This window comes from Pseudanabaena sp. PCC 6802, assembly GCF_000332175.1.
GTDB lineage: Bacteria > Cyanobacteriota > Cyanobacteriia > Pseudanabaenales > Pseudanabaenaceae > PCC-6802.
Genome location: NZ_KB235914.1, coordinates 4,363,211 through 4,382,435 on the forward strand (window position 1 = coordinate 4,363,211; position 19,225 = coordinate 4,382,435).

Annotated in this window: 17 protein-coding genes; 10 read left to right on the top strand and 7 right to left on the bottom strand. The window is 47.8% G+C overall.

All coding sequences use genetic code 11. From position 1 onward, the window contains the following. Window positions 1–64 precede the first annotated feature (64 nt). Both PSE6802_RS0126195 and PSE6802_RS0126200 read right to left on the bottom strand, forming a co-directional pair. Window positions 65–394, bottom strand: coding sequence for a helix-turn-helix domain-containing protein (locus PSE6802_RS0126195; protein ID WP_019502982.1), 330 nt, complete (start codon window positions 392–394; stop codon window positions 65–67). Next, window positions 391–741: a type II toxin-antitoxin system RelE/ParE family toxin gene (locus PSE6802_RS0126200; protein WP_019502983.1), complete on the bottom strand. Its 351-nt coding sequence runs from the start codon at window positions 739–741 to the stop codon at window positions 391–393. The genes PSE6802_RS0126195 and PSE6802_RS0126200 overlap by 4 nt, the downstream gene beginning before the upstream one ends. Before the next feature lie 118 nt (window positions 742–859). On the opposite strand from PSE6802_RS0126200, the gene ahcY reads away from it, so the two are divergent. The 3 genes from ahcY (at window position 860) to PSE6802_RS0126215 (ending at window position 5,646) form a co-directional block, all read left to right on the top strand. Then, window positions 860–2,134, top strand: a complete 1,275-nt coding sequence (ahcY, locus tag PSE6802_RS0126205) for an adenosylhomocysteinase (RefSeq protein ID WP_019502984.1) — start codon at window positions 860–862, stop codon at window positions 2,132–2,134. Window positions 2,135–2,444: 310 nt separating this feature from the next. Continuing rightward, window positions 2,445–5,009, top strand: a complete 2,565-nt coding sequence (locus PSE6802_RS0126210) for a tetratricopeptide repeat-containing sulfotransferase family protein (RefSeq protein ID WP_019502985.1) — start codon at window positions 2,445–2,447, stop codon at window positions 5,007–5,009. Between the two features lie 4 nt (window positions 5,010–5,013). Beyond that, window positions 5,014–5,646: a MotA/TolQ/ExbB proton channel family protein gene (locus PSE6802_RS0126215; protein ID WP_019502986.1), complete on the top strand. Its 633-nt coding sequence runs from the start codon at window positions 5,014–5,016 to the stop codon at window positions 5,644–5,646. On the opposite strand, the gene PSE6802_RS0126220 is transcribed toward PSE6802_RS0126215, so the two are convergent. Further along, a complete protein-coding gene (locus PSE6802_RS0126220; RefSeq protein WP_019502987.1) occupies window positions 5,647–6,273 on the bottom strand; it encodes a hypothetical protein in 627 nt (208 codons plus the stop codon). A gap of 8 nt (window positions 6,274–6,281) precedes the next feature. After that, a complete protein-coding gene (locus tag PSE6802_RS0126225; RefSeq protein WP_019502988.1) occupies window positions 6,282–8,729 on the bottom strand; it encodes an HAD-IC family P-type ATPase in 2,448 nt (815 codons plus the stop codon). A 286-nt stretch (window positions 8,730–9,015) separates the two neighbouring features. Between PSE6802_RS0126225 and PSE6802_RS0126230 the strand changes: the two genes are divergently transcribed. After that, a complete protein-coding gene (locus tag PSE6802_RS0126230) occupies window positions 9,016–9,363 on the top strand; it encodes a HepT-like ribonuclease domain-containing protein (RefSeq protein WP_019502989.1) in 348 nt (115 codons plus the stop codon). A 22-nt stretch (window positions 9,364–9,385) separates the two neighbouring features. Here PSE6802_RS0126230 and PSE6802_RS31535 read toward each other — a convergent pair whose 3' ends face one another. Then, window positions 9,386–10,591: a L,D-transpeptidase family protein gene (locus PSE6802_RS31535; RefSeq protein ID WP_019502990.1), complete on the bottom strand. Its 1,206-nt coding sequence runs from the start codon at window positions 10,589–10,591 to the stop codon at window positions 9,386–9,388. A gap of 430 nt (window positions 10,592–11,021) precedes the next feature. On the opposite strand from PSE6802_RS31535, the gene PSE6802_RS0126240 reads away from it, so the two are divergent. Both PSE6802_RS0126240 and PSE6802_RS0126245 read left to right on the top strand, forming a co-directional pair. Further along, window positions 11,022–12,509 carry a BCD family MFS transporter gene (locus PSE6802_RS0126240; protein ID WP_019502991.1) on the top strand — a complete coding sequence of 496 codons (1,488 nt, stop codon included), beginning with the start codon at window positions 11,022–11,024 and terminating at the stop codon, window positions 12,507–12,509. A gap of 32 nt (window positions 12,510–12,541) precedes the next feature. Beyond that, window positions 12,542–12,895 (top strand): hypothetical protein, encoded by a 354-nt coding sequence (locus PSE6802_RS0126245; protein WP_019502992.1) that lies wholly within the window; start codon window positions 12,542–12,544, stop codon window positions 12,893–12,895. Here the strand turns inward: PSE6802_RS0126245 and PSE6802_RS0126250 are convergent. Beyond that, the gene (locus PSE6802_RS0126250; RefSeq protein ID WP_019502993.1) at window positions 12,875–13,108 is read right to left on the bottom strand and encodes a hypothetical protein; all 234 of its coding nucleotides are present in this window, start codon (window positions 13,106–13,108) and stop codon (window positions 12,875–12,877) included. The genes PSE6802_RS0126245 and PSE6802_RS0126250 overlap by 21 nt on opposite strands. Continuing rightward, the gene (locus PSE6802_RS0126255) at window positions 13,108–13,551 is read right to left on the bottom strand and encodes a coiled-coil domain-containing protein (RefSeq protein WP_019502994.1); all 444 of its coding nucleotides are present in this window, start codon (window positions 13,549–13,551) and stop codon (window positions 13,108–13,110) included. The genes PSE6802_RS0126250 and PSE6802_RS0126255 overlap by 1 nt, the downstream gene beginning before the upstream one ends. A gap of 203 nt (window positions 13,552–13,754) precedes the next feature. On the opposite strand from PSE6802_RS0126255, the gene PSE6802_RS0126260 reads away from it, so the two are divergent. The 4 genes from PSE6802_RS0126260 (at window position 13,755) to PSE6802_RS0126275 (ending at window position 19,210) form a co-directional block, all read left to right on the top strand. Next, complete coding sequence (locus PSE6802_RS0126260) at window positions 13,755–14,903, top strand: FIST signal transduction protein (protein WP_019502995.1); 1,149 nt, start codon at window positions 13,755–13,757, stop codon at window positions 14,901–14,903. A 3-nt stretch (window positions 14,904–14,906) separates the two neighbouring features. Next, window positions 14,907–15,893, top strand: coding sequence for a sensor histidine kinase (locus PSE6802_RS0126265; protein WP_019502996.1), 987 nt, complete (start codon window positions 14,907–14,909; stop codon window positions 15,891–15,893). A gap of 37 nt (window positions 15,894–15,930) precedes the next feature. Next, window positions 15,931–17,178 (top strand): diguanylate cyclase domain-containing protein, encoded by a 1,248-nt coding sequence (locus PSE6802_RS0126270; protein ID WP_019502997.1) that lies wholly within the window; start codon window positions 15,931–15,933, stop codon window positions 17,176–17,178. Between the two features lie 64 nt (window positions 17,179–17,242). Beyond that, window positions 17,243–19,210, top strand: coding sequence for a cation:proton antiporter (locus tag PSE6802_RS0126275; RefSeq protein ID WP_019502998.1), 1,968 nt, complete (start codon window positions 17,243–17,245; stop codon window positions 19,208–19,210). Window positions 19,211–19,225 lie beyond the last annotated feature (15 nt).

Here is a 19,225-nt window from a genome sequence, read left to right on the forward strand (position 1 = left end):
AATTGAGAACAGGTTTTATTTTTGGGGTGAAGGGGTGGAACCCCTTCTTAGGGGCAACGCCCCCCTACTCTGTGCGATCTGCAAACCGCTTAACCTCAGATCCCTGAACATCTACTAACTCTATTCGCACCCGTTTGCCAATAACTGTAGCGGCACGATCGATCGTTTTAAGGGTAACTGAAACGTTGCTAGGATCGAGAAGCCTGTCAAGAGAAGAACGACTCGTACCCATTGCTGTTGCCATTTGAGACTTACTCCACCGTCTTTTTACCATTTCTTGACGAATCTGCCATGCAAGAACCCGCTTGAGAGCTAAAGCATTAACTTCGGTTAGTATTTCGTCTTCTTCTAGTAGATCGTCAAGAGTAGAACCAACATAGGGATTATCAGTCATGTTTTTGCCTCAAGTGTTCTTTTTCGTTTCAGTGCTAGGTCTAGATCTTGTTTAGGGGTTTTCTGAGTTTTCTTGATGAATCCATGCAATAGAACCATTTCTTCTTCATAAATGCAAAAGAGAACTCGTGCGATATTGCCATTAGGAAAAGTCGAACGAACCTCATATAGACCTTTGCCCATAGCCCGACATGTAGGCATCCCAACAGGCCATCCATATTCAACCGTTTTAATATCGGTACCTACTATCTTTCTTTCTAACAATTCAAGTTGCTTAAGCCACTCTCTAACTGGTTCGTTGCCAGTCTCGTTTTGATAGAATCTAGCCGATACTCGTTTTTCGCTCATTTATTGTACATTGTACCTTTTTTGGTGCAACATGTAACATGATTAACAACCCTAAGATCCAAAGTTTTGTAGTCCTGCATATACTAGAAAGGATATCTAGAAAACTAGTCCCACATTCATGACAACAACTACGGCTATCAAACACGAAGTAAAAGACCTCAGCCTTGCCCCAATGGGTAAGCAACGCATTGAGTGGGCGGGGCGTGAAATGCCCGTACTGCGTCAAATTCGCGATCGCTTTGCCGCCGAAAAACCCCTAGATGGCATCAAAATTTCTGCCTGCTGTCACGTCACCACGGAAACTGCCAATCTGGCGATCGCTCTCAAAGCTGCAGGTGCTGATGCTCTACTAATTGCCAGCAACCCCTTGTCCACCCAGGATGACGTTGCTGCTTGCTTGGTGGCGGACTACGGCATTCCCGTATTTGCGATTAAGGGCGAAGATAACGCTACCTATCATCGCCACGTCGAAATTGCCCTGGATCACCATCCCAATATCATTATCGATGACGGTAGCGATGTCACCACTACGCTCGTCCAACACCGCGCCCATCAAATTGCCGAAATTATCGGTACGACGGAAGAAACTACAACAGGATTGGTACGCCTGAATGCCATGCATAAAGACGGCAAGCTCACCTTCCCCGCGATCGCCGTGAACGATGCCGAAACCAAGCATTTCTTCGACAATCGCTACGGTACGGGGCAGTCCACCCTTGATGGCATTATCCGCGCCACGAATATTCTGCTGGCTGGTAAGGTTTTGGTTGTAGCTGGATATGGCTGGTGCGGCAAGGGCGTAGCTCTGCGGGCGCGCGGCATGGGTGCCAATGTCGTGGTGACGGAAATTAACCCCGTAAAAGCGATCGAGGCTGTCATGGATGGCTTCCGCGTCATGCCTATGAACGAAGCGGCGGCGATCGGCGATATCTTTATCACTGTCACAGGTAACAAGCACGTAATTCGCAGCGAGCATTTTGCAGCCATGAAAGATGGCGCAATTATCTGCAATTCCGGTCACTTCGACTTGGAAATCGATCTCGTGGCGCTAAGCGAGCAAAGCGCCTCCAATAGCTTCGTGCGCAACTTCACGCAGGAATATAAACTCAAATCAGGGAAGTCAATTATCGTTTTAGGTGAGGGCCGCCTGGTGAACCTGGCAGCCGCCGAAGGCCACCCCGCCAGCGTGATGGATATGAGCTTTGCCAACCAGGCTTTAGCTTGTGAATTTCTGGTTAAAAATAAAGGCAAACTTGCTGCTGGTGTAGTTGTCATTCCAGTCGATATCGACCAGGAAATTGCTCGCTTGAAACTACAGGCGATGGGCATTGCGATCGACACGCTCACCGCCGATCAGATCGAATATATGAATTCTTGGACAGTTGGAACATAGTTTTATGGTTCCTGTAGGGGCGATCCCTCTGCGCTCGCCCCCAATATTTAGGATTGCAGGAAGAATCTCCTCACGGCGGTACGCATCCCGCAGGGAATCGCTCCAATTAGTTGAAGTCATACCAAATCCTGGTTTGCTAACCCCTTTTTACTTGAAGTCCGCCTGCGCGGACTTCGTTTGTGTAGCCGCGACTTCCAGTCGTCAGGCAATATAGCGTTTTCCAATTGAGAACAGGTTTTATTGACGGGGTGAAGGGATTCCGCCCCTTGTGTATACTAAGTGAAATTTGCAGCGATCGGTAGCAAGAGACATGAATAGTATTCCAGAAGTTTACGGACGGGCTGTCAGCCTGCATCAAGCAGGCAATCTTGTGGAAGCGGAAAAGCTCTACAGGCAAATTTTGGAGCAAGAACCCCAAAACAGCGATGCTCTGAACATGCTCGGTGTCGTTTGCCACCAGATGAACAAGTACAACGAAGCTATTAGCTCGATCAATCGTGCTATAAGCATCAATAATCAAAAACCGGCATACTATTTCAATTTGGGCAAAGTTCAGAGTGCCGTAGCCCTTTCTGAAGATGCGATCCGGAGTTTTAAACTGGCGATCGCCATAAATCCGAACTATTTTGATGCTTACGTATGTTTGGGCAATACCTATCGATCCATCAACGATCTAGAACAAGCCGAAGCTAACTATAAGCAAGCATTAGCAGCAAAACCAGACGGTTGGGAAGCCCTTGGCGAGCTAGCTAGAGTTTACTTAACCCAGAAAAAATGGCAAGAGCTAGAAGCTTGCTGCAAAGAAGCGCTAAAACTTAACCCAAATCACGCTGAATCGTACAGAACTTTGGGGAATGCTCTTATTGCCCGAGGTAAGACCTCTGAGGCTGTAAATGCCTATCAACAAGCATTGAGAATCAATCCCAAATTTGCGGAAGCCTATTGGGATATGTCCTTAGCAATGAATATGCTCGTGATGGAATATCAGCATATAGCCCTGGAGCTTAAACCACAGATGACGGATATTGGTTCGCAGATGAATTTAAGTAATGCCTTTTTAGCGAAAGGTAAGCTTGATGAGGCAATTGCGGGCTTCAGGAGAGTTAATCGACTTGCACCAAATTATGTCGATGCCTATTGCGATCTGGGTATGGCACTCAGCGGTCGTGGAGAGTTTGATGCCGCCCGAGAAGCACTTCAACAGGCGATCGCCCTCAGTCCCGATTATCCCAAAGCGCATTTTTGTTGGGGGAGCGTCCTGGAAAAACAAGAGAAGATCGACGAAGCGAGCGCAGCATTTCGGCAAGTGCTGGCGATCGATCCAAATCATGCCGAAGCCAATTGTGCTATGGGCAAGCTGGCAATTCAACAGGGTAAACTTGACGAGGCTCTTGCATTCCTAAAACGGGCGCTACAAGTCAGTCCTAATTTAGCAGTAGTCTACTATCACCTTGCCCATGCCTATCTGGCCAAATTAGAGCCGGAACTGGCTCTTGAATACGTCCAAAAAGCGATCGCTCTAGCGCCTCAATCTCCTGAAGTTATTAACATGTACGGTAACGTATTCCTCACAACTGGTAGATTCAGCGAAGCGATCGAGGCTTTCAAGACCAGCTTAAAAATTGACCCCAATTTAGCCTGGACTAATTATTATTTAGGCCGAGCCTATCAACAAGACGGAGATTTTGTCTCAGCCAGTCGATACTTCGAGCAAGCCTTAGCCATTAAGCCCAACTTTGTCGATGCCATTATCGGTAAGGCTTCCCTCTTGGAAAAAAGTCGCGAGTTTCAGCCAGCCTACGATCTGTTGCATCCGGTTGTAGACTCGCCCGCAGTCAACGAACAAGCACTCACGATATTTGCTGCAATTAGCCGCCGTTTGAAAAAACAACAAGAAGCGATCGATTTGCTGGAAAAACGCCTCAGTGAAGGTAACTTGCGCGTGGATAAACATAAGATGATGCTATTTCACCTGGGACTTATTTATGACGACTTGAACGAATACGATCGCGCCTTTAAATATATCGACCTCGGCAACTCACTTGCACCCAAAAAGTTTGATACTGAGGCTACGCAGCAGCAATTTAGCGATTTAATTTCGGTATTTAGTGATAACTTGTCCAGGTTTCCTCGCGCAGCTAACCGCTCGGAATTACCCGTCTTTATCGTTGGAATGCCGCGTTCTGGAACGACACTGGTGGAACAGATATTAGATAGTCTTCCTCAGGTATTTGGTGCAGGCGAACTGCCAGATATCCATAAAATTGTGAATAGCTTGTCATTCAGGTTATGCATAGATACGCTGTATCCGCAATGCGTGGAGGCGCTGACACCGGATCTAGTCAGTACCTTAGCCGAGGAACACCTCTATCGATTGCGCCAGTTTTCCGAGACCGCCACCAGAGTGGTCGATAAATTGCCCCATAATTTCTTGCACTTGGGATTGATTTCTCTCTTGTTCCCTAAAGCACGTATTATTCACTGCAAGCGCCATCCCCTCGATACTTGTTTATCATGTTACTTCCAGGATTTCATGGGAACTCACCCATATAAGTACAATTTGGAAAATCTGGGATTTTATTACAAGCAGTACGAGCAATTGATGGCACATTGGCATAAGGTATTGGATATCCCAATTTTAGATGTCCAATACGAAGACATGGTTGCCAATCAGGAAGCCATGAGTCGCAAGATTGTTGAGTTTTTAGGATTGGAGTGGAATGATGCCTGCCTGAGTTTTTATCAGTCCGATCGCTTCGCCAAAACTGCCAGTTACGACCAGGTTAGAAAACCGATCTATACCAAATCCGTCGCTCGCTACAAAAACTACGAAAAACATCTGGCACCATTAAAAGCAGCACTTGGAATAGATTAGTTACATGGAAGAACTATTTAGAGCTGGTGGCCCTGTGATGTGGCCTTTGCTGGGGTTATCGATATTGTCTGTTGCGGCGATCGCGGAGAGATGTTTTTTCTGGGTCGGCTTTTTGCTGCGCGAAAGCGAAGATGTGAATAAGATCGTCGGTACGGCACGTCAGAACTTGCAAGCCGCCGCTCAAATTGCCCAGGGAGCGATCGACACGCCCATAGGACGCTTCCTCTACGCACCCCTAGCCCTAGAGCAGCCCGATCCAGAGCTATTCAAACTGGCGCTAGAAAGTGCGGCGGATGAGGAATTAGCTAATATGCTGCGCGGTGAGAAGATCTTGGAAAGCGTGGTTGCGCTGGCACCGTTGCTGGGCCTACTGGGTACCATTACGGGTTTGATCGTTTCGTTCGGCTCGCTGCGGATTGGTGATGTTTCTAGTAACCTGCGCTCGGGTAATCTGACCAAGGGGATTGCCGAAGCATTAATCACGACGGCATCTGGCTTGATCGTGGCGATCGCCACGCTGGCATTCCATCGGTTATTCATCGCGCTCCATCACAAACAAGTCAATATTTTTCGCAAAGCAGGCAACGATCTAGAACTAATCTATCGTCAATATTGGCAAGCGGGTAGGAAGGAATAATTACTGACACTTGAGCGAATCAAAAATTGTAGCGGCATTTTGTTTTGCCCTCTCGCCGCTGGTAGTTAGCTGCACGATGCGATCGCTTCGTTTAAACGAAGCAGTAGCAATGTAACGAATCGCAGGCAATGTCGATGCCTTTGCTTGCCATGTCAGTTCGCCCTCCTGCACCGTTACAGGTACGGTTATGCCGCAAAGAGTTTTATTCTCTATCCGAGTAGCGATCGCCTTGAAATGTTCGTCACCCTTATCTGGCATCGTATCGCCAAGATCTTGAGGTAACTGCTCGCGATCGATTTCTTCTTCTGCGTTAATCTGTGCCACAAATAATTCCACGTCGGGAGTCGAGGTATCGCTAACAATCAAAGCCGCTTTAATACCGACAACTTGAGAATTAAATACCCCCTTAGAACCGCCAGGAATTTGAAACTCGAAAATACTTCTAGCCACTGCCTCCGACCGTCGCGGATCGGTGGCGTTATGTAAGGCTTTCATTCCTAACCCAACTACACCTGCACCAACCAATAGAACGGCTCCGATGGATATCCCCAGAAACTCCCACCAACTAACAGAATACTTAGTTATAGTATTAGTTTTAGTTTCGATTAGATCGTCACGATTCCACATAAGATTTCCTAACCAAGATCGACACCGAGGAAGCGATCGAAAAAGCGAGTTCTCCACACAAAACGTAAGATGAGACACCACTCTAGAGCAATCAAACCAATATATAAGCAATCATACAAAGTTAATGGTGCCAGTTCAAAGAAATTGCGTAAAGGTGGAACAGCAAGCACGACAAAATAGACAACTGCCAAAATCAGAGCCGTAAATGTATATCGCCAATCGCCGCTAAGCGGTTCGCCCCCTACCCAAGCCGTTGTAGGTGGCTTCAGAAATACCACCAGCATTAACTCGCACAATACTAGAATCGTGACGAGAGCAGTGCGCGGGATAGAGCGATCGATTTCCGTTAATTCGGCACCTGGCGGCAAATCGTAGGCAACGCTAACTAGATAAAATAGATAGACACCTAGCGATACCAACGTGAGGGTAATTGTAGCTGGAATTGTAAAGTGGAGCATAGAGCGTACTAATCCCCGTTGCGGCAAAGCGCCTGGCTCTGCCCAAATTGGGATGCAAATTGTAGGCAAGCCCACGCCAATTAACGACACGATCGCGCTGTGTTTGTTCACCAAAGGAAAGACATCCGTCACGATTGCAGTGGAGAAAATTAAGAGCGTAACGCAAAAAACTCTCACCATAAATAGCTTGAGCAGATCCTGAATGCCATTGCGAATGCGTTGACCCTCCAGGAAAGTATGAGGAAGGGCACCAAATGAATCCTTGAGTAGAACGATATCCGCTACACCGCGAGTGGCTTTACTACCACTTTCCATCGCAATCCCCAGGTTGGCTTGCTTTAGCGATAACACGTCATTAACCCCATCCCCAATCATGGCAACATAGTCGCCGGAATGGCGGAGCGTGCGCACGAGTTTAGCCTTTTGCTCGGGGGCGATGCGCCCAAAAATCGTATTGATTTGTGCAGCTTGAGCGAACTCCGTGTCGTCCATCTGTGCTAACTCTGCCCCCGAAACCACGCCAATTTCTGTCCCTAACCCCGCTTGTTTCGCCAATGCCAAAACCGTTTGGGGATTATCCCCAGAGATGATTTTAACCTCAATCCCTGCTTTGGTAAATCCATCTAGCGTGGTTTTCGCCTCTGGGCGCAGTTCGTCACTAAGCACTACAATCCCAAGCGGAATCAAGTTAGAAGGGAGTTTAGCAGTGTCTGCATTCTTGTCCCAAGTAGTTATCTCTGGCGTATAGGCAAACAGAATGACACGTAACCCCTGGTTGGTACTTGCGGCAATTCGCTCTATATCCTCTGGGCTGAGCAATACCGCTGCTTCTAAAATCTCTGGTGCGCCCAGTACGTACATGCCAGGTTGGATGCCCTCTTCGTCAAAGATAATCGCGCTCCATTTGCGTGCTGATGAAAAGGGAATTTCGGCAACGGGCGATCGCACCTTACCAGGACAAGCAAGAGCAAGTGCGTCGCTGGTCTTATTGCCAGCAGAGGTATTAGCAGCAAAATCTCCCAGAAGCGATCGCAACTCAGTTTCACTTACTCCAATGGGATAAACTTCATGAAAATTGATTCGATTGCTAGTTAAAGTACCCGTCTTATCCAGGCAAAGCACGTTCACGTTGCTAAGGGACTCCACCGCATTTGCCTGCTGAATTAAGACATCCTGCCCCACCATCTTGACCGAGCCGAGACCGTAGGCAAGCGTGATTGCCAGATATAAACCCGCAGGCACCAGACCCGCTATCACGGCTGCTCGCTGTACCACTTCATTCAACGAAAACGAACGACTGAGGAAACTAATGCCCAGCAAGATCCACAAAAAACAGGCAGTTAGCATAAATACGCGAATCACCAGGTTGATTTCGCTCTGCAAAGGCGTGTAGACCTGACGAAAGGCTCTAGCTCCCGTTACCAATCGATAGGCTAGGGTCTCAGAGCCAACCTTCTGAGCCTCATAGCAGGCATTACCGCTAACACAAAAGCTGCCAGAGTAAATGGGCTGACCTTCAAATTTGGGGATCATGTCCGACTCGCCCGTTAATAGCGATTCGTCTACCTCTAATCGCCCTTCACCCACCACCTGTCCGTCAACCACAATTTGATCGCCAGGACGTGCCACTAAAATGTCTCCCAACACGATCTGATTGGGATCGATTTGCTGTTCTACGCCCTCACGGATAACGGTTGCTCTAGGACGGTGCAGCAGCGCAATTTCATCTAGTTTTTGCTTAGCCCAAATTTCTTGACAGATATTGATAATTACGCCACCAAAGATCACGACTACTACAATGATGCTGTCGCTATAGCGCTGGAGCAAAATCATGAATATGCTAATTGCCAGAAAAACCCCATTAATAAAAGTAAAGAGGTTTTCATTCAAAATTTGGGTGTAGGAGCGGCTGGTGGGGAGTTTGGCATCATTCCCCTGTCCTGCTGCCCTGCGGGCAATTACTTCACTCTGAGTTAACCCCTGCAGCAGGTCAGACATGGGGCTAGCTATTTCTTTATGCATCGATACATTAGATACTATGTCAAGACTCAGCAAGATGATTGCACATAAACATAAATTCTGCTAGGCAAGCACTCTGGTAAAATCCTAAAGGATCGTAAAGCCTATTTACGATTGTACGTACTGTAGCTAGAACTAACAGACTTAGAACGGGGTGCAGGGGTGGAATCCCTGTGTGGTGGCTATGCCCCCACATTCCCTGTCCTAACAGATGCATAGGGCTATAAGTAGAATGCTAGGAGAGCAAACTAAGGACTAATCGTTGATGAATATTCCCAATGAAAGACTAGAGAGCCACATTCAAGATATTTTAGAAGCGATCGACGCGACCGAGTCGTTTATCAAGGGCATGAGCTTTAACGACTTTAGCCAGGATCAAAAAACAATTTTTGCTGTAGAAAGATCTGTAGGTATAGTTGGCATGACTGCCAAAAGGCTGCCCACAGACTTTATCGATCGCTATCCCGAAATCAACTGGCGCAACATCACGGGACTGGGCGATAAGCTGACATTTGGTGTGTTTGAGGTCGATTTAGGGGTGTTATGGGCTGCCACGCAGCAGGATCTTCCAAAACTCAAACAATTTATGACATCCCTGCTTTCTCAAGAGTAGAGATCGCAGCTAACTGCACAACTTAACGAACTACTCGTACGATTGTGCCGGGTGACACCTTGCTAAATAGTTCTTTAATATCTTCGTTATACATGCGAATACAGCCATGCGATACCGCCTGTCCCACCGACTGGCGGTTGGGCGTGCCGTGGAAGCCAGACCAATCTTTGCCGTTTGTCCAAAAGCCAATCCAGTAAAGACCGAGGGGGTTATCGGGCGCACCACCTTTAATCACGTCCCCTGTAAAGGGATTTTTCCAATTGGGGCGTTCTGCCATTTGCTTGACCCTATGGGTTCCCGTGGGAGTCTCCCAGCCAGCACGACCGACCGCAACGGGGTAGGTTTTCAGCTTTTTATCACCTTGAAAAGCAGTTACTTTGCGCTGGGTCAGATTAATTTCTAGCAGAGTCACCTGGCTGACACCAAGATTGCTGACATCTTGAGAAGCAGCAGGGGTAGCTGCATAGTTAAAGGCAATTTTAGGCAATTGTCCTTGGTAAGCCAGGGCTTGATAAATCAATGCTGCTAGCTCAGCGCGACTGATTGAGCGATTGGGGTTGAGCGTAGCGGGATCGGGATAGTTGACTATGATGCGACGATCGCTCAGTGCCGCCACCTGATCCACGGCATATTTGGGTACTTCTGCGCCATCTGTATAGATAGAGGCGAGGAGTTGGCCGCGATCGCGTTTGGGATTTATGGTCAGATCCAGACCGTTGGCGATCGCCACAAACGCCTGCGTCCTTGTCACGTATTCATTCGGCAAAAAAAGCTGCCCTTGTCCTGAGAGGAAACCACCCTCATAGGCTTTAGCGATCGCGGCTGCCGCCCAGTGGTTAGGAGGAACATCGGCAAACTGGACGGCATGGCGATATTTGTTTTGGTAGGGAAAGGTTTGTTGCAGAATTACGGCAAACTGGGCGCGGGTGATGGGCTGATTGGGGCGAAATTCACTACCAGCGGCGGCAGTAATTAATCGGTGTACTGCCAAACCATCGATGAATGGCCTAGCCCAATGGTTTTGCGTATCGGAAAAATTAGGGTTTCGCGCTATTAACCGTTGATGGGGGGCTACTTGACTGGCAGGATTTGGCTCGTAGTTTGCCGCTGCTAAGCCTGCCGATGCCAAAGTACTCAGCACTAACGCACCCAGCGTAAATGGGATTGAGAAGCGCGATTTCGTTCCGAATGCCTTCGGCCACCAGGAATATTCCACCACGTTTGCCATTTGAAATCTTGCAATTAAATTCTAAGCAGTATGTATACCATATTAGTTATTCGATAATTAGCTATTCGATAAATACCAATTGGGGTAATCCCCAGCGGCGGTACGCATCCCGAAGGGAATCGCCCCAATTGGCGTAGAACCAGAAGCATCCTGAGTGTTAGCGCAGAGGGGCTAAAAATGGTCGCCAATTTAGAACCGCAATATTTAACTCCTGAAGCATATTTGGTGTGGGAAGAACTTCAACCCGCACAAGCACGAGAATAGGCACATGCACGCGCACCTAGCACAAGTACGAACCAAACGCAGCGATCGCACGATCGCACGATCGTATAGACCTGGTGAAACCTATAGAAATGCCCTGGAGCGTTAAAATAATTAAGCTCCAAACTTGTCGAGCGTTCCTGCATTTCCCACAGCGAAACTTTGAGTCATGACTACAAATAAGCCTGCAAACTTCGAGCCTGACTGGCAGCGATCGCCCTACGACGATCGCCCGCCCAAACTCAACTTACTCACGATGTTTCGGTTGGGTCTATTTCAACTGGGTTTGGGGATCATGTCGCTACTGACACTGGGATTGCTCAATCGCATCATGATCAACGAGTTAACCATACCCAGTACTGTAGCAGCAGTCATGGTAGCGGTACCGTTATTTGTTTCACCAGTACGGATTTGGTTTGGGCAAATGTCTGATGCCAAACCCATTCTGGGCTACCATCGCACTGGCTATGTCTGGCTGGGAGCAGTCCTATTTTCTATCTCACTCTTCATAGCCGTACAGGTGATGTGGCAGTTTGGACTGAGTTTGCATAACAGCGCGTGGTCTTTTTCTACCTATGCCTGGGCTGGTTTACTAGGGCTGGTTTTCGCTATTTACGGCATTGCCATCAGTGCTAGCTCCACGCCTTTCGCCGCACTCTTGGTAGATATTACCGATGAAGAGGAAAGATCCAAGTTAATTGGGATTGTGTGGTCGATGTTGATGGTGGGGATCGTGATTGGGGCAATTACCATGTCCAGGTTGCTGCCCTGCAGTACCGAAGAGCCAGCCGTAAAAACCATATCCCTATACGCTCGTCCTGAAAAGCTAGCATCTATACAGTCATCGGTTAATTTTGTTTGCGCTCTATTTCCGGCGATCGTCATGGGGCTGTCAGTAATTGCAACGGCTGGGATAGAGAAAAAATTTTCGCGCTTAAGTCAGCGTCTTCATGAGGCACGTCAAGTAGAGCGGGAGGATCGAATCTCGCTAGGACGAGCTATACGCGTTCTCACAGCTAATCGCCAAACCGGAATTTTCTTCACCTTTCTCCTGATCATGACAATTAGCTTGTTTATGCAGGATGCGATCTTAGAACCATATGGGAAAGATGGGTTTGGCATGGGTATCTGCGCCACCACGCAGCTTAATGCGTTTTTTGGCATTGGCACGTTGCTGGGAATTAGTGGTAGTGGTTTTTTACTAGTACCGCGCATTGGCAAGCAAAATACGGCTAAATACGGCTGTCTTGCCTGTGCCGGCACCTTTATCCTGTTAATTTTCGCTGGTACTACTAGCAATCCCAATATTTTGAAGTCAGCCTTGCTAATATTTGGTCTGGCTTCAGGTGTGACAACAACTGGAGCGATTAGTCTAATGCTAGATCTAACCGCTGTCGCTACGGCAGGTACATTTATTGGGGCATGGGGGCTGGCGCAGGCACTGGCGAGGGGTCTGGCAACTGTCGCTGGCGGCGCAGTTTTGGATATCGGAAGATCGCTATTTACCACTCCCGTTTTGTCCTATGGCCTGGTGTTTTTGACACAGGCGATTGGGATGTTACTAGCAGTGTTTCTGTTAAAGAATGTGGACGTGGCAGAGTTTCAGAGCAGTGCCAAGACTGCCATTTCCCAGATAATTGCTAACGAGTTAGACTAGTCAGTAGCAAGAGGTACAGGAGGTCATAGATCGTGCTACCAACTCTACGCTTAGTTCGCCCCTTAAAAACACTGCGTACTCTCCAAACAGTTAAACGATTTCCCCACGATTTGGGTGCGTACTTGCGATCGACGGGCAGTTACCAACATTTTATCAACCCCGCTCGCGTGAGTGCAATGCGATCGATTGGTTGGGCAAGCGGCACAATGCTGCTCCTTGATGCTTACCTGCCCGATGGTCGTAGAACTAAGGCGCGCCTGTATTGCAAAAACTTTGATATATTGCATAAAACTCGCCTCATTTTGGAAAACGGCGAACTATTACCAGTGCAGTTGGGGTTTCAGATCGCGCGATCGCAGTGGAGTCTAATTCCCTCGATCCTGTAGTGGGGAATTCCCGTCTTTGACCGACTCGTGTAGTCCTAATGCCTGCCTAAGTACTGATTCGACAAAATAAGATTCGCTCCAATCTGCTTCCTTAGCCCTCAGCCGAAGCTGTTCGATTACTTCGGGCGAAAGCGTAAACCCCTTAACTCTTTTCTTTGACTCAGGGGCAAGGGGGAGCCGCCCCGCCCCCTGACGACTACCACCTCTAGGCATTATTTACCCCCTGGGAAGAATGCTAGTACACCAACACACAAGTTTTGGAGGGGGTGGAGGGAGTGAAACCCCCTTCTGGGGGCTTTGCCCCCATTCCCCCATGTTGCAAAATTTATGATTTGCAACACTAGCTTGGCAATAACCCCTATCGCTGCAACAAATAACCACCCAAAAAAAGTCCAGAAACGGTTATCTTGCGATCGCATTTGCAGCTTGATATCGGCAATCTGGGAATCAGTACTTTTCTTAAATTCGGCAATCTGATTTTCTAAAGAGTTAAACCTTTGGTCGATGGTATTGAACCGCTCGTCTGTCTTAGCGATATGGATTTCAAGTTTTTTATCCACAGCTTCTATTTTCTTGTCTAAAGCCTCTATCTTGCTGTTCAATCCCAAAAGCAAGTCGCGGATTTCCCTAATATCGGTATCAGTTGCTTGTGCCACGATTTTGTCTACATTGCTACCTTTGCTATTTTAGCTCTTTAGAAAAAAATATCATATTTTTCAAAGATTTGGGGGATCGATTGCCTGTTTTGCGTCGCGCGATCGCCTTGGCGTATCGCAATCATGATAAAAATTAGAGATTCTGGGTAACATAAGTAATCAAGTTAACAAAACTAACCCAAACTAACTTACATATTTAGCTAATGTTAAAGATAGCCGTCGGTCACAGCAACGATCCCGATTCGCTGGAAGCTGTAAATGAGGTACTCGAACAGTGCCAAAACTCTCTATCTGGCGAGATACCCCAAGCAGGTATTTTATTTGCTGCCTTTGACTTCGACCACGAGTTAATTTTACATCGCATTAATGAGGTATTCCCAAATATCGAGCTGATTGGCGGTACGACCGACGGCGAACTATCCTCAGTATTAGAATTCCAACTAGATTCCATCACCCTGATGCTATTTTGTGCTGATGATATTGAGATTCGTGCTGCCGTGGGTCGAGATGTTTCTAAAGACCCGTTCGCGATCGCTCAGCAAACAATTGAAACGGCAAAACAGGCGATCTCAGCACCGCTTAAATTTTGCATTGCCACTCCCGAAAGCATCACGACAAATTCATCCGCGATTTTAAATGGATTAAAGTCGGGCTTGGGTTCCATTCCAGTTTTTGGTGGAGCGACCGCAGCGCAAAGGAACGGAACGAGCGACTACCAATTTTTCAAGACTGAGGTTCTGAGCGACTCCGTACCAATTTTACTATTTGCTGGTAACGTCCTCTTCTCTCACGGGATCGCAGGTGGGTGGCATCCCATTGGCAAACGCGGTGTCGTCACTAAAGTTGAAGGCAACACCGTCTACGAGATTGACTCTAGACCCGCGTTAGAGTTCTATCAATATTATTTTGATACTTTTGCCACTGACGCTGCGTATCCCCTAGCTGTATTTCCACCAGGTGAAGATAAGTTTTTCCTCCGAGGCTCGCCCACCTACGATCCAGAACTGGGAAGTCTGAGAACTTCAGGTGAAATACCTCTGAATTCAGTCGTTCAAATTGCTGAAGCAGAGCAGGCGGACATTCTAGCTGCCTCCAGGACTGCCTTCGATCGCGCTTGGGAAACCTACCCCGGTCAGGAGCCTGCTGCTGCTTTAATTTTCTCGTGTTGTTGGCGGCGCTGGATATTGGGTTCGCGCATCAGTCAAGAGTACGAGGATATCGCCAGGAGCCTGCATCAAAAACTGGAAATCTGCGGCTTTTACACCTATGGTGAAATTGCTCCCATGCAAGAAAACGGTCAATCTTTCTTTCACAACATCACCTTTGTCACTTTACTACTTGGCAATCGATAGGGTATGACATCTCAAGATAGCGAAGTTACACTTAAGCAACTCCAAAAAGAACTCCGAATTCTCAAAAAGAAGCTGGAGCGTACCGAGTTGGATAGAGATAGGTTGGAGGAAACCAACCAGAAAAAAGAAAGCTTGCTGAGAAGAGCGATCTGCGATCTGCAAGACAATCAGAGCATTCTCGAAAACAGAAATGCCGATTTAGAAAGCGCCTTTAACGAACTCCAGAGAACCCAGGATGAGTTAGTGGAAGCTAGAAAGATGGCATCGCTGGGCGGTCTTGTGGCGGGAGTGGCGCACGAAATCAACACGCCAGTTGGCACCAGTATTACGCTGGCTTCAATCCTCATAGACGAAACCAGGTTGCTGCAAGCCGCAATTGCCGCCAAACAACTCAAGCAATCAACCCTCAATAATTACCTGGAAATTGCTCAGGAAAGCGCGAGTTTAATTTTGAGTAATTTAAACCGCGCCGCAGAGCTAGTACAAAGCTTTAAACAGGTGGCAGTGGATCAGGCCATCCAGGAACATCGCACGTTCAGACTCAAACAGTATCTAGAGGAAGTGGTCGTTAGTCTTTCACCGCGATTTAAGCATACGGCGCATACCGTCAGAATCAAAGGCGATGAATCCATCTCGATCCACAGCTATCCGGGCGCGATCGCTCAAGTAGTGACAAACCTGATCGCAAACTCACTAGTTCATGCCTACCCCAATAACCAGAGCGGGCAACTGTGCCTTGAGGTAACGCAGCAGGGAGATCGAGTAATTATTCAGTATGATGACGATGGCTGTGGTATTTCAGCAGAGATTTTGGGTAAGATATACGAGCCGTTCTTTAGCACTGCTCGCGATAAGGGGGGCACAGGGTTGGGGTTGAATATTGTCTATAACCTGGTCACGCAAAAATTGCAAGGAAAAATTGAGGTGCGCAGTCAAATAAATAAAGGCACGCAATTCGAGATCGCGCTCCCTTTAGCGATAAACGATTAAACTGTATCAGATTGTACCTGTTGAGTCATGTTTTAGGATGAGCTTGTCCACTCCCCAATCACAACTAGATGAAGATCGAGATCGCATCGTTGACTCAAACGATGATGAGGTTCTTTTTTGTGATGAAGATGAGGAGACCGCACCCCAAACGACTGATATATTACAAACAGAAACAGCAGGGGCAACAGAGACAGAGGTCTGGAAAGTAATTATTGTAGATGACGAGCCGTCCGTCCACCGCGCTACCCAACTGGCGCTTAAAAATTTTAGATTCGAGGATAAACCCCTGTCTTTTTACTCTGCCTATTCCGCAGAGGAGGCTAAGCAACTGATCTCGATCGACCATCCAGATACTACTTTTATTTTGCTGGATGTGGTGATGGAAACCAACGACGCTGGATTGAGGGTAGTCCGCTACATTCGCGAAGAACTGAAAAATCAACATGTCCGCATAATTTTACGCACGGGGCACCCAGGTGAAGCGCCAGAGGAGTCGGTAATTGTTAACTACGATATTAACGACTACAAGCTCAAAGTAGAACTGACGCGCCAAAGGATGGTTACTACGGCGATCGCGGCACTACGTTCCTATCGCGATATCATCACGATCGAGAAACAAAAGCAGGAATTGACCCAAGCCCTGGAACATTTACAACAAACCCAGAACCAGCTTGAAGAATATGCTTACATGCTGGAAATGAAAGTAGCCGAGCGTACGGTAGCGCTAGAAAAAGCCAATCAGGAACTTTACCTGCTGGCAAACCTGGATGGTTTGACTGGGGTTGCCAATCGCCGTTGCTTTGACGAATACTGGCAAAAACAATGGCAACTGCTGGCAGAGCAGCAACAACCTCTTTCCTTAATTTTGATCGACATCGATTACTTTAAAAACTACAACGATCGCTACGGACACCAGGCTGGCGATGAATGCCTGCAAATAGTAGCAAGAACGATCTCTAACGTACTCAAACGCCCCACCGATCTAGTAGCTCGCTATGGCGGAGAAGAGTTTGCGATCGCTCTACCCAACACCCCATTAGCTGGCGCGCAACAGATCGTGCAAGCGATCGCATCTGAGATTGGCAAGTTAAACCTCGAACACACACATTCACCAATTAGCAACCACATCACCCTTAGTTTAGGCATCTCCTGCACGATCCCCAACCCCAATACTTCATGGAAATCCGCGATCGCGATCGCGGATAAAGCTCTTTACCAAGCTAAAGAAGACGGTCGCAATCGCTACTGCGTTTTTGGAGAGCCAAGCATGCCATTAGTTCCTTAAGCATGGTAAGTCGCCACAAGTTCGGTAAGATCGACATGCGCTGTTATTACTGTCGCAGAATTTGATGGAAGGGTCTTTTGCGCTCACAGTTTTAATGATTACTGCCATTGTGGCCGGGGTAACGGCTCAAGTGGCAGCTAACTATCTCAAAGTCCCGAGCATTGTCTTTCTGCTAATCTTTGGCGTAGCGCTCGGCGGTAACGGCTTGGCAGTTCTGCAACCCCGCGATTTGGGAATGGGATTGGAGGTGATCGTGTCGCTGTCGGTGGCGCTGATCCTGTTCGAGGGCGGTCTCAATCTCCAACTGAGCGAGCTAGGTAAGGTTTCAGCGAGTTTGCGCAATCTGGTCACGACTGGTGCGCTAATTACGTTAATTGGCGGGGCGATCGCCGCCCATTGGCTGGCAGAGTTTCCTTGGCAAATCGCTTTTCTATATGCCTCGCTAGTAGTAGTAACGGGGCCAACCGTAATTAACCCGCTACTTAAGGAAGTCGGAGTCGAACGTCGGGTGGCTACCATCCTCGAAGGAGAAGGGGTATTAATTGATGCCATAGGTGCGATTCTGGCAGTAGTGGTGCTGGATGTAGTGCTTAAAGGCGATGCCAGCACCGCTGAAATCGTATTAGATCTGCTAGTCAGATTGAGTATCGGTGGCAGTATCGGAGCTTTAGGTGGATGGTTGCTGAGTAGATTTCTGAAGCGATCGCAATTTCTCGCCGACGATCTCAAAAGTTCTGTGGTTGTAGCGGCAGTGCTGGGTCTGTTTGGTCTCGCCCAGTCGATTCAAAGCGAGTCAGGGTTGATGACCGCCGTATTGGCGGGGATCGTGGTGAGAGCCGCCGCTGTACCAGATCAACGCCTTCTGATTAAATTTAAAGGTCAGTTGACCGTATTAACTGTATCCGTGCTGTTTGTCTTACTGGCAGCCAATCTCTCTATTCCCAGTATTTTTGTCTTGGGGTGGGGTGGGGTGCAAACGGTTCTGGTTCTGATGGCGATCGTGCGCCCCTTGAATATCCTGGTCTGTACCTGGGGCAGCAGTTTGAACTGGCGGCAAAAGGCATTTATTGCCTGGTGCGGCCCACGCGGGATCGTAGCGGCATCGGTAGCTTCTCTATTTGCCATTGTTCTGACCGAGCGCGGTGTCAATGGGGGCGACTCGATTAAAGCACTGGTGTTTTTAACTATTGCCATGACCGTATTTTTGCAGGGTCTCACCGCCAAATGGGTAGCCAAATTACTAGGCTTGGGCATATCAGAAGCCTCTGGTGTAGCGATCGTCGGTGGTAGTCCGCTGGGCTTACTAGTGGCACGTTTATTCCAGCGCCACGGACAGAAAGTAACGCTGGTTGATACGAGCGCTGAAGTTTACAAACAAGCGATCGCCCTGGATATTCCTGCATTCGTTAGTAATGGATTGGATATGAAAGCCCTGGCAGAGGCAGGACTGGATTCTGTAGGCACTTTTATTGCCTTAACAATCAATACTGATGTGAATTTAGTATTAGCGCAAAGAGTCATGGAGGAATTTCGTCCGCCTAAAGTTTTTGCCGTCTATACTAGAGAAGATAACGGCAAAGAAGATAATAATTACCAGGATATTCAACAGGCATTTGGGAATAGAGTTGCCATCAAAGCGTGGAATCAGCATATCAGTTTGCAGGAAATCCGCTTAGGAGAGGTAACTCTCATCGAAACCGACGATCTCCAACTATCGCAATTCAATGCTCTGTACAACTCTGGCAACCTATTACCCATCGTGTTCGAGCGCAAAGAACGCTTGCAAATTGTTCCGGCTGATATTACTTGGGAGAGCGGCGATCGCATTATCTATTTACTCTACACCCCCAAACTGCTGAATGCTGCTTCCAGTCTGTCATTAGAACCAGGATCTACGACGATTGATGTCACGCCCGAAGATATCCCACTAGTTGTCAATCCCAACCAGAAACAGAGCGATTCTAATGGCGCTCAAGATTATCTCAAGATGGCAAGAGAGATTCTCAAAAAATCGGGTAAAAATCTATCGTAGGGTAGACAAGGCTCG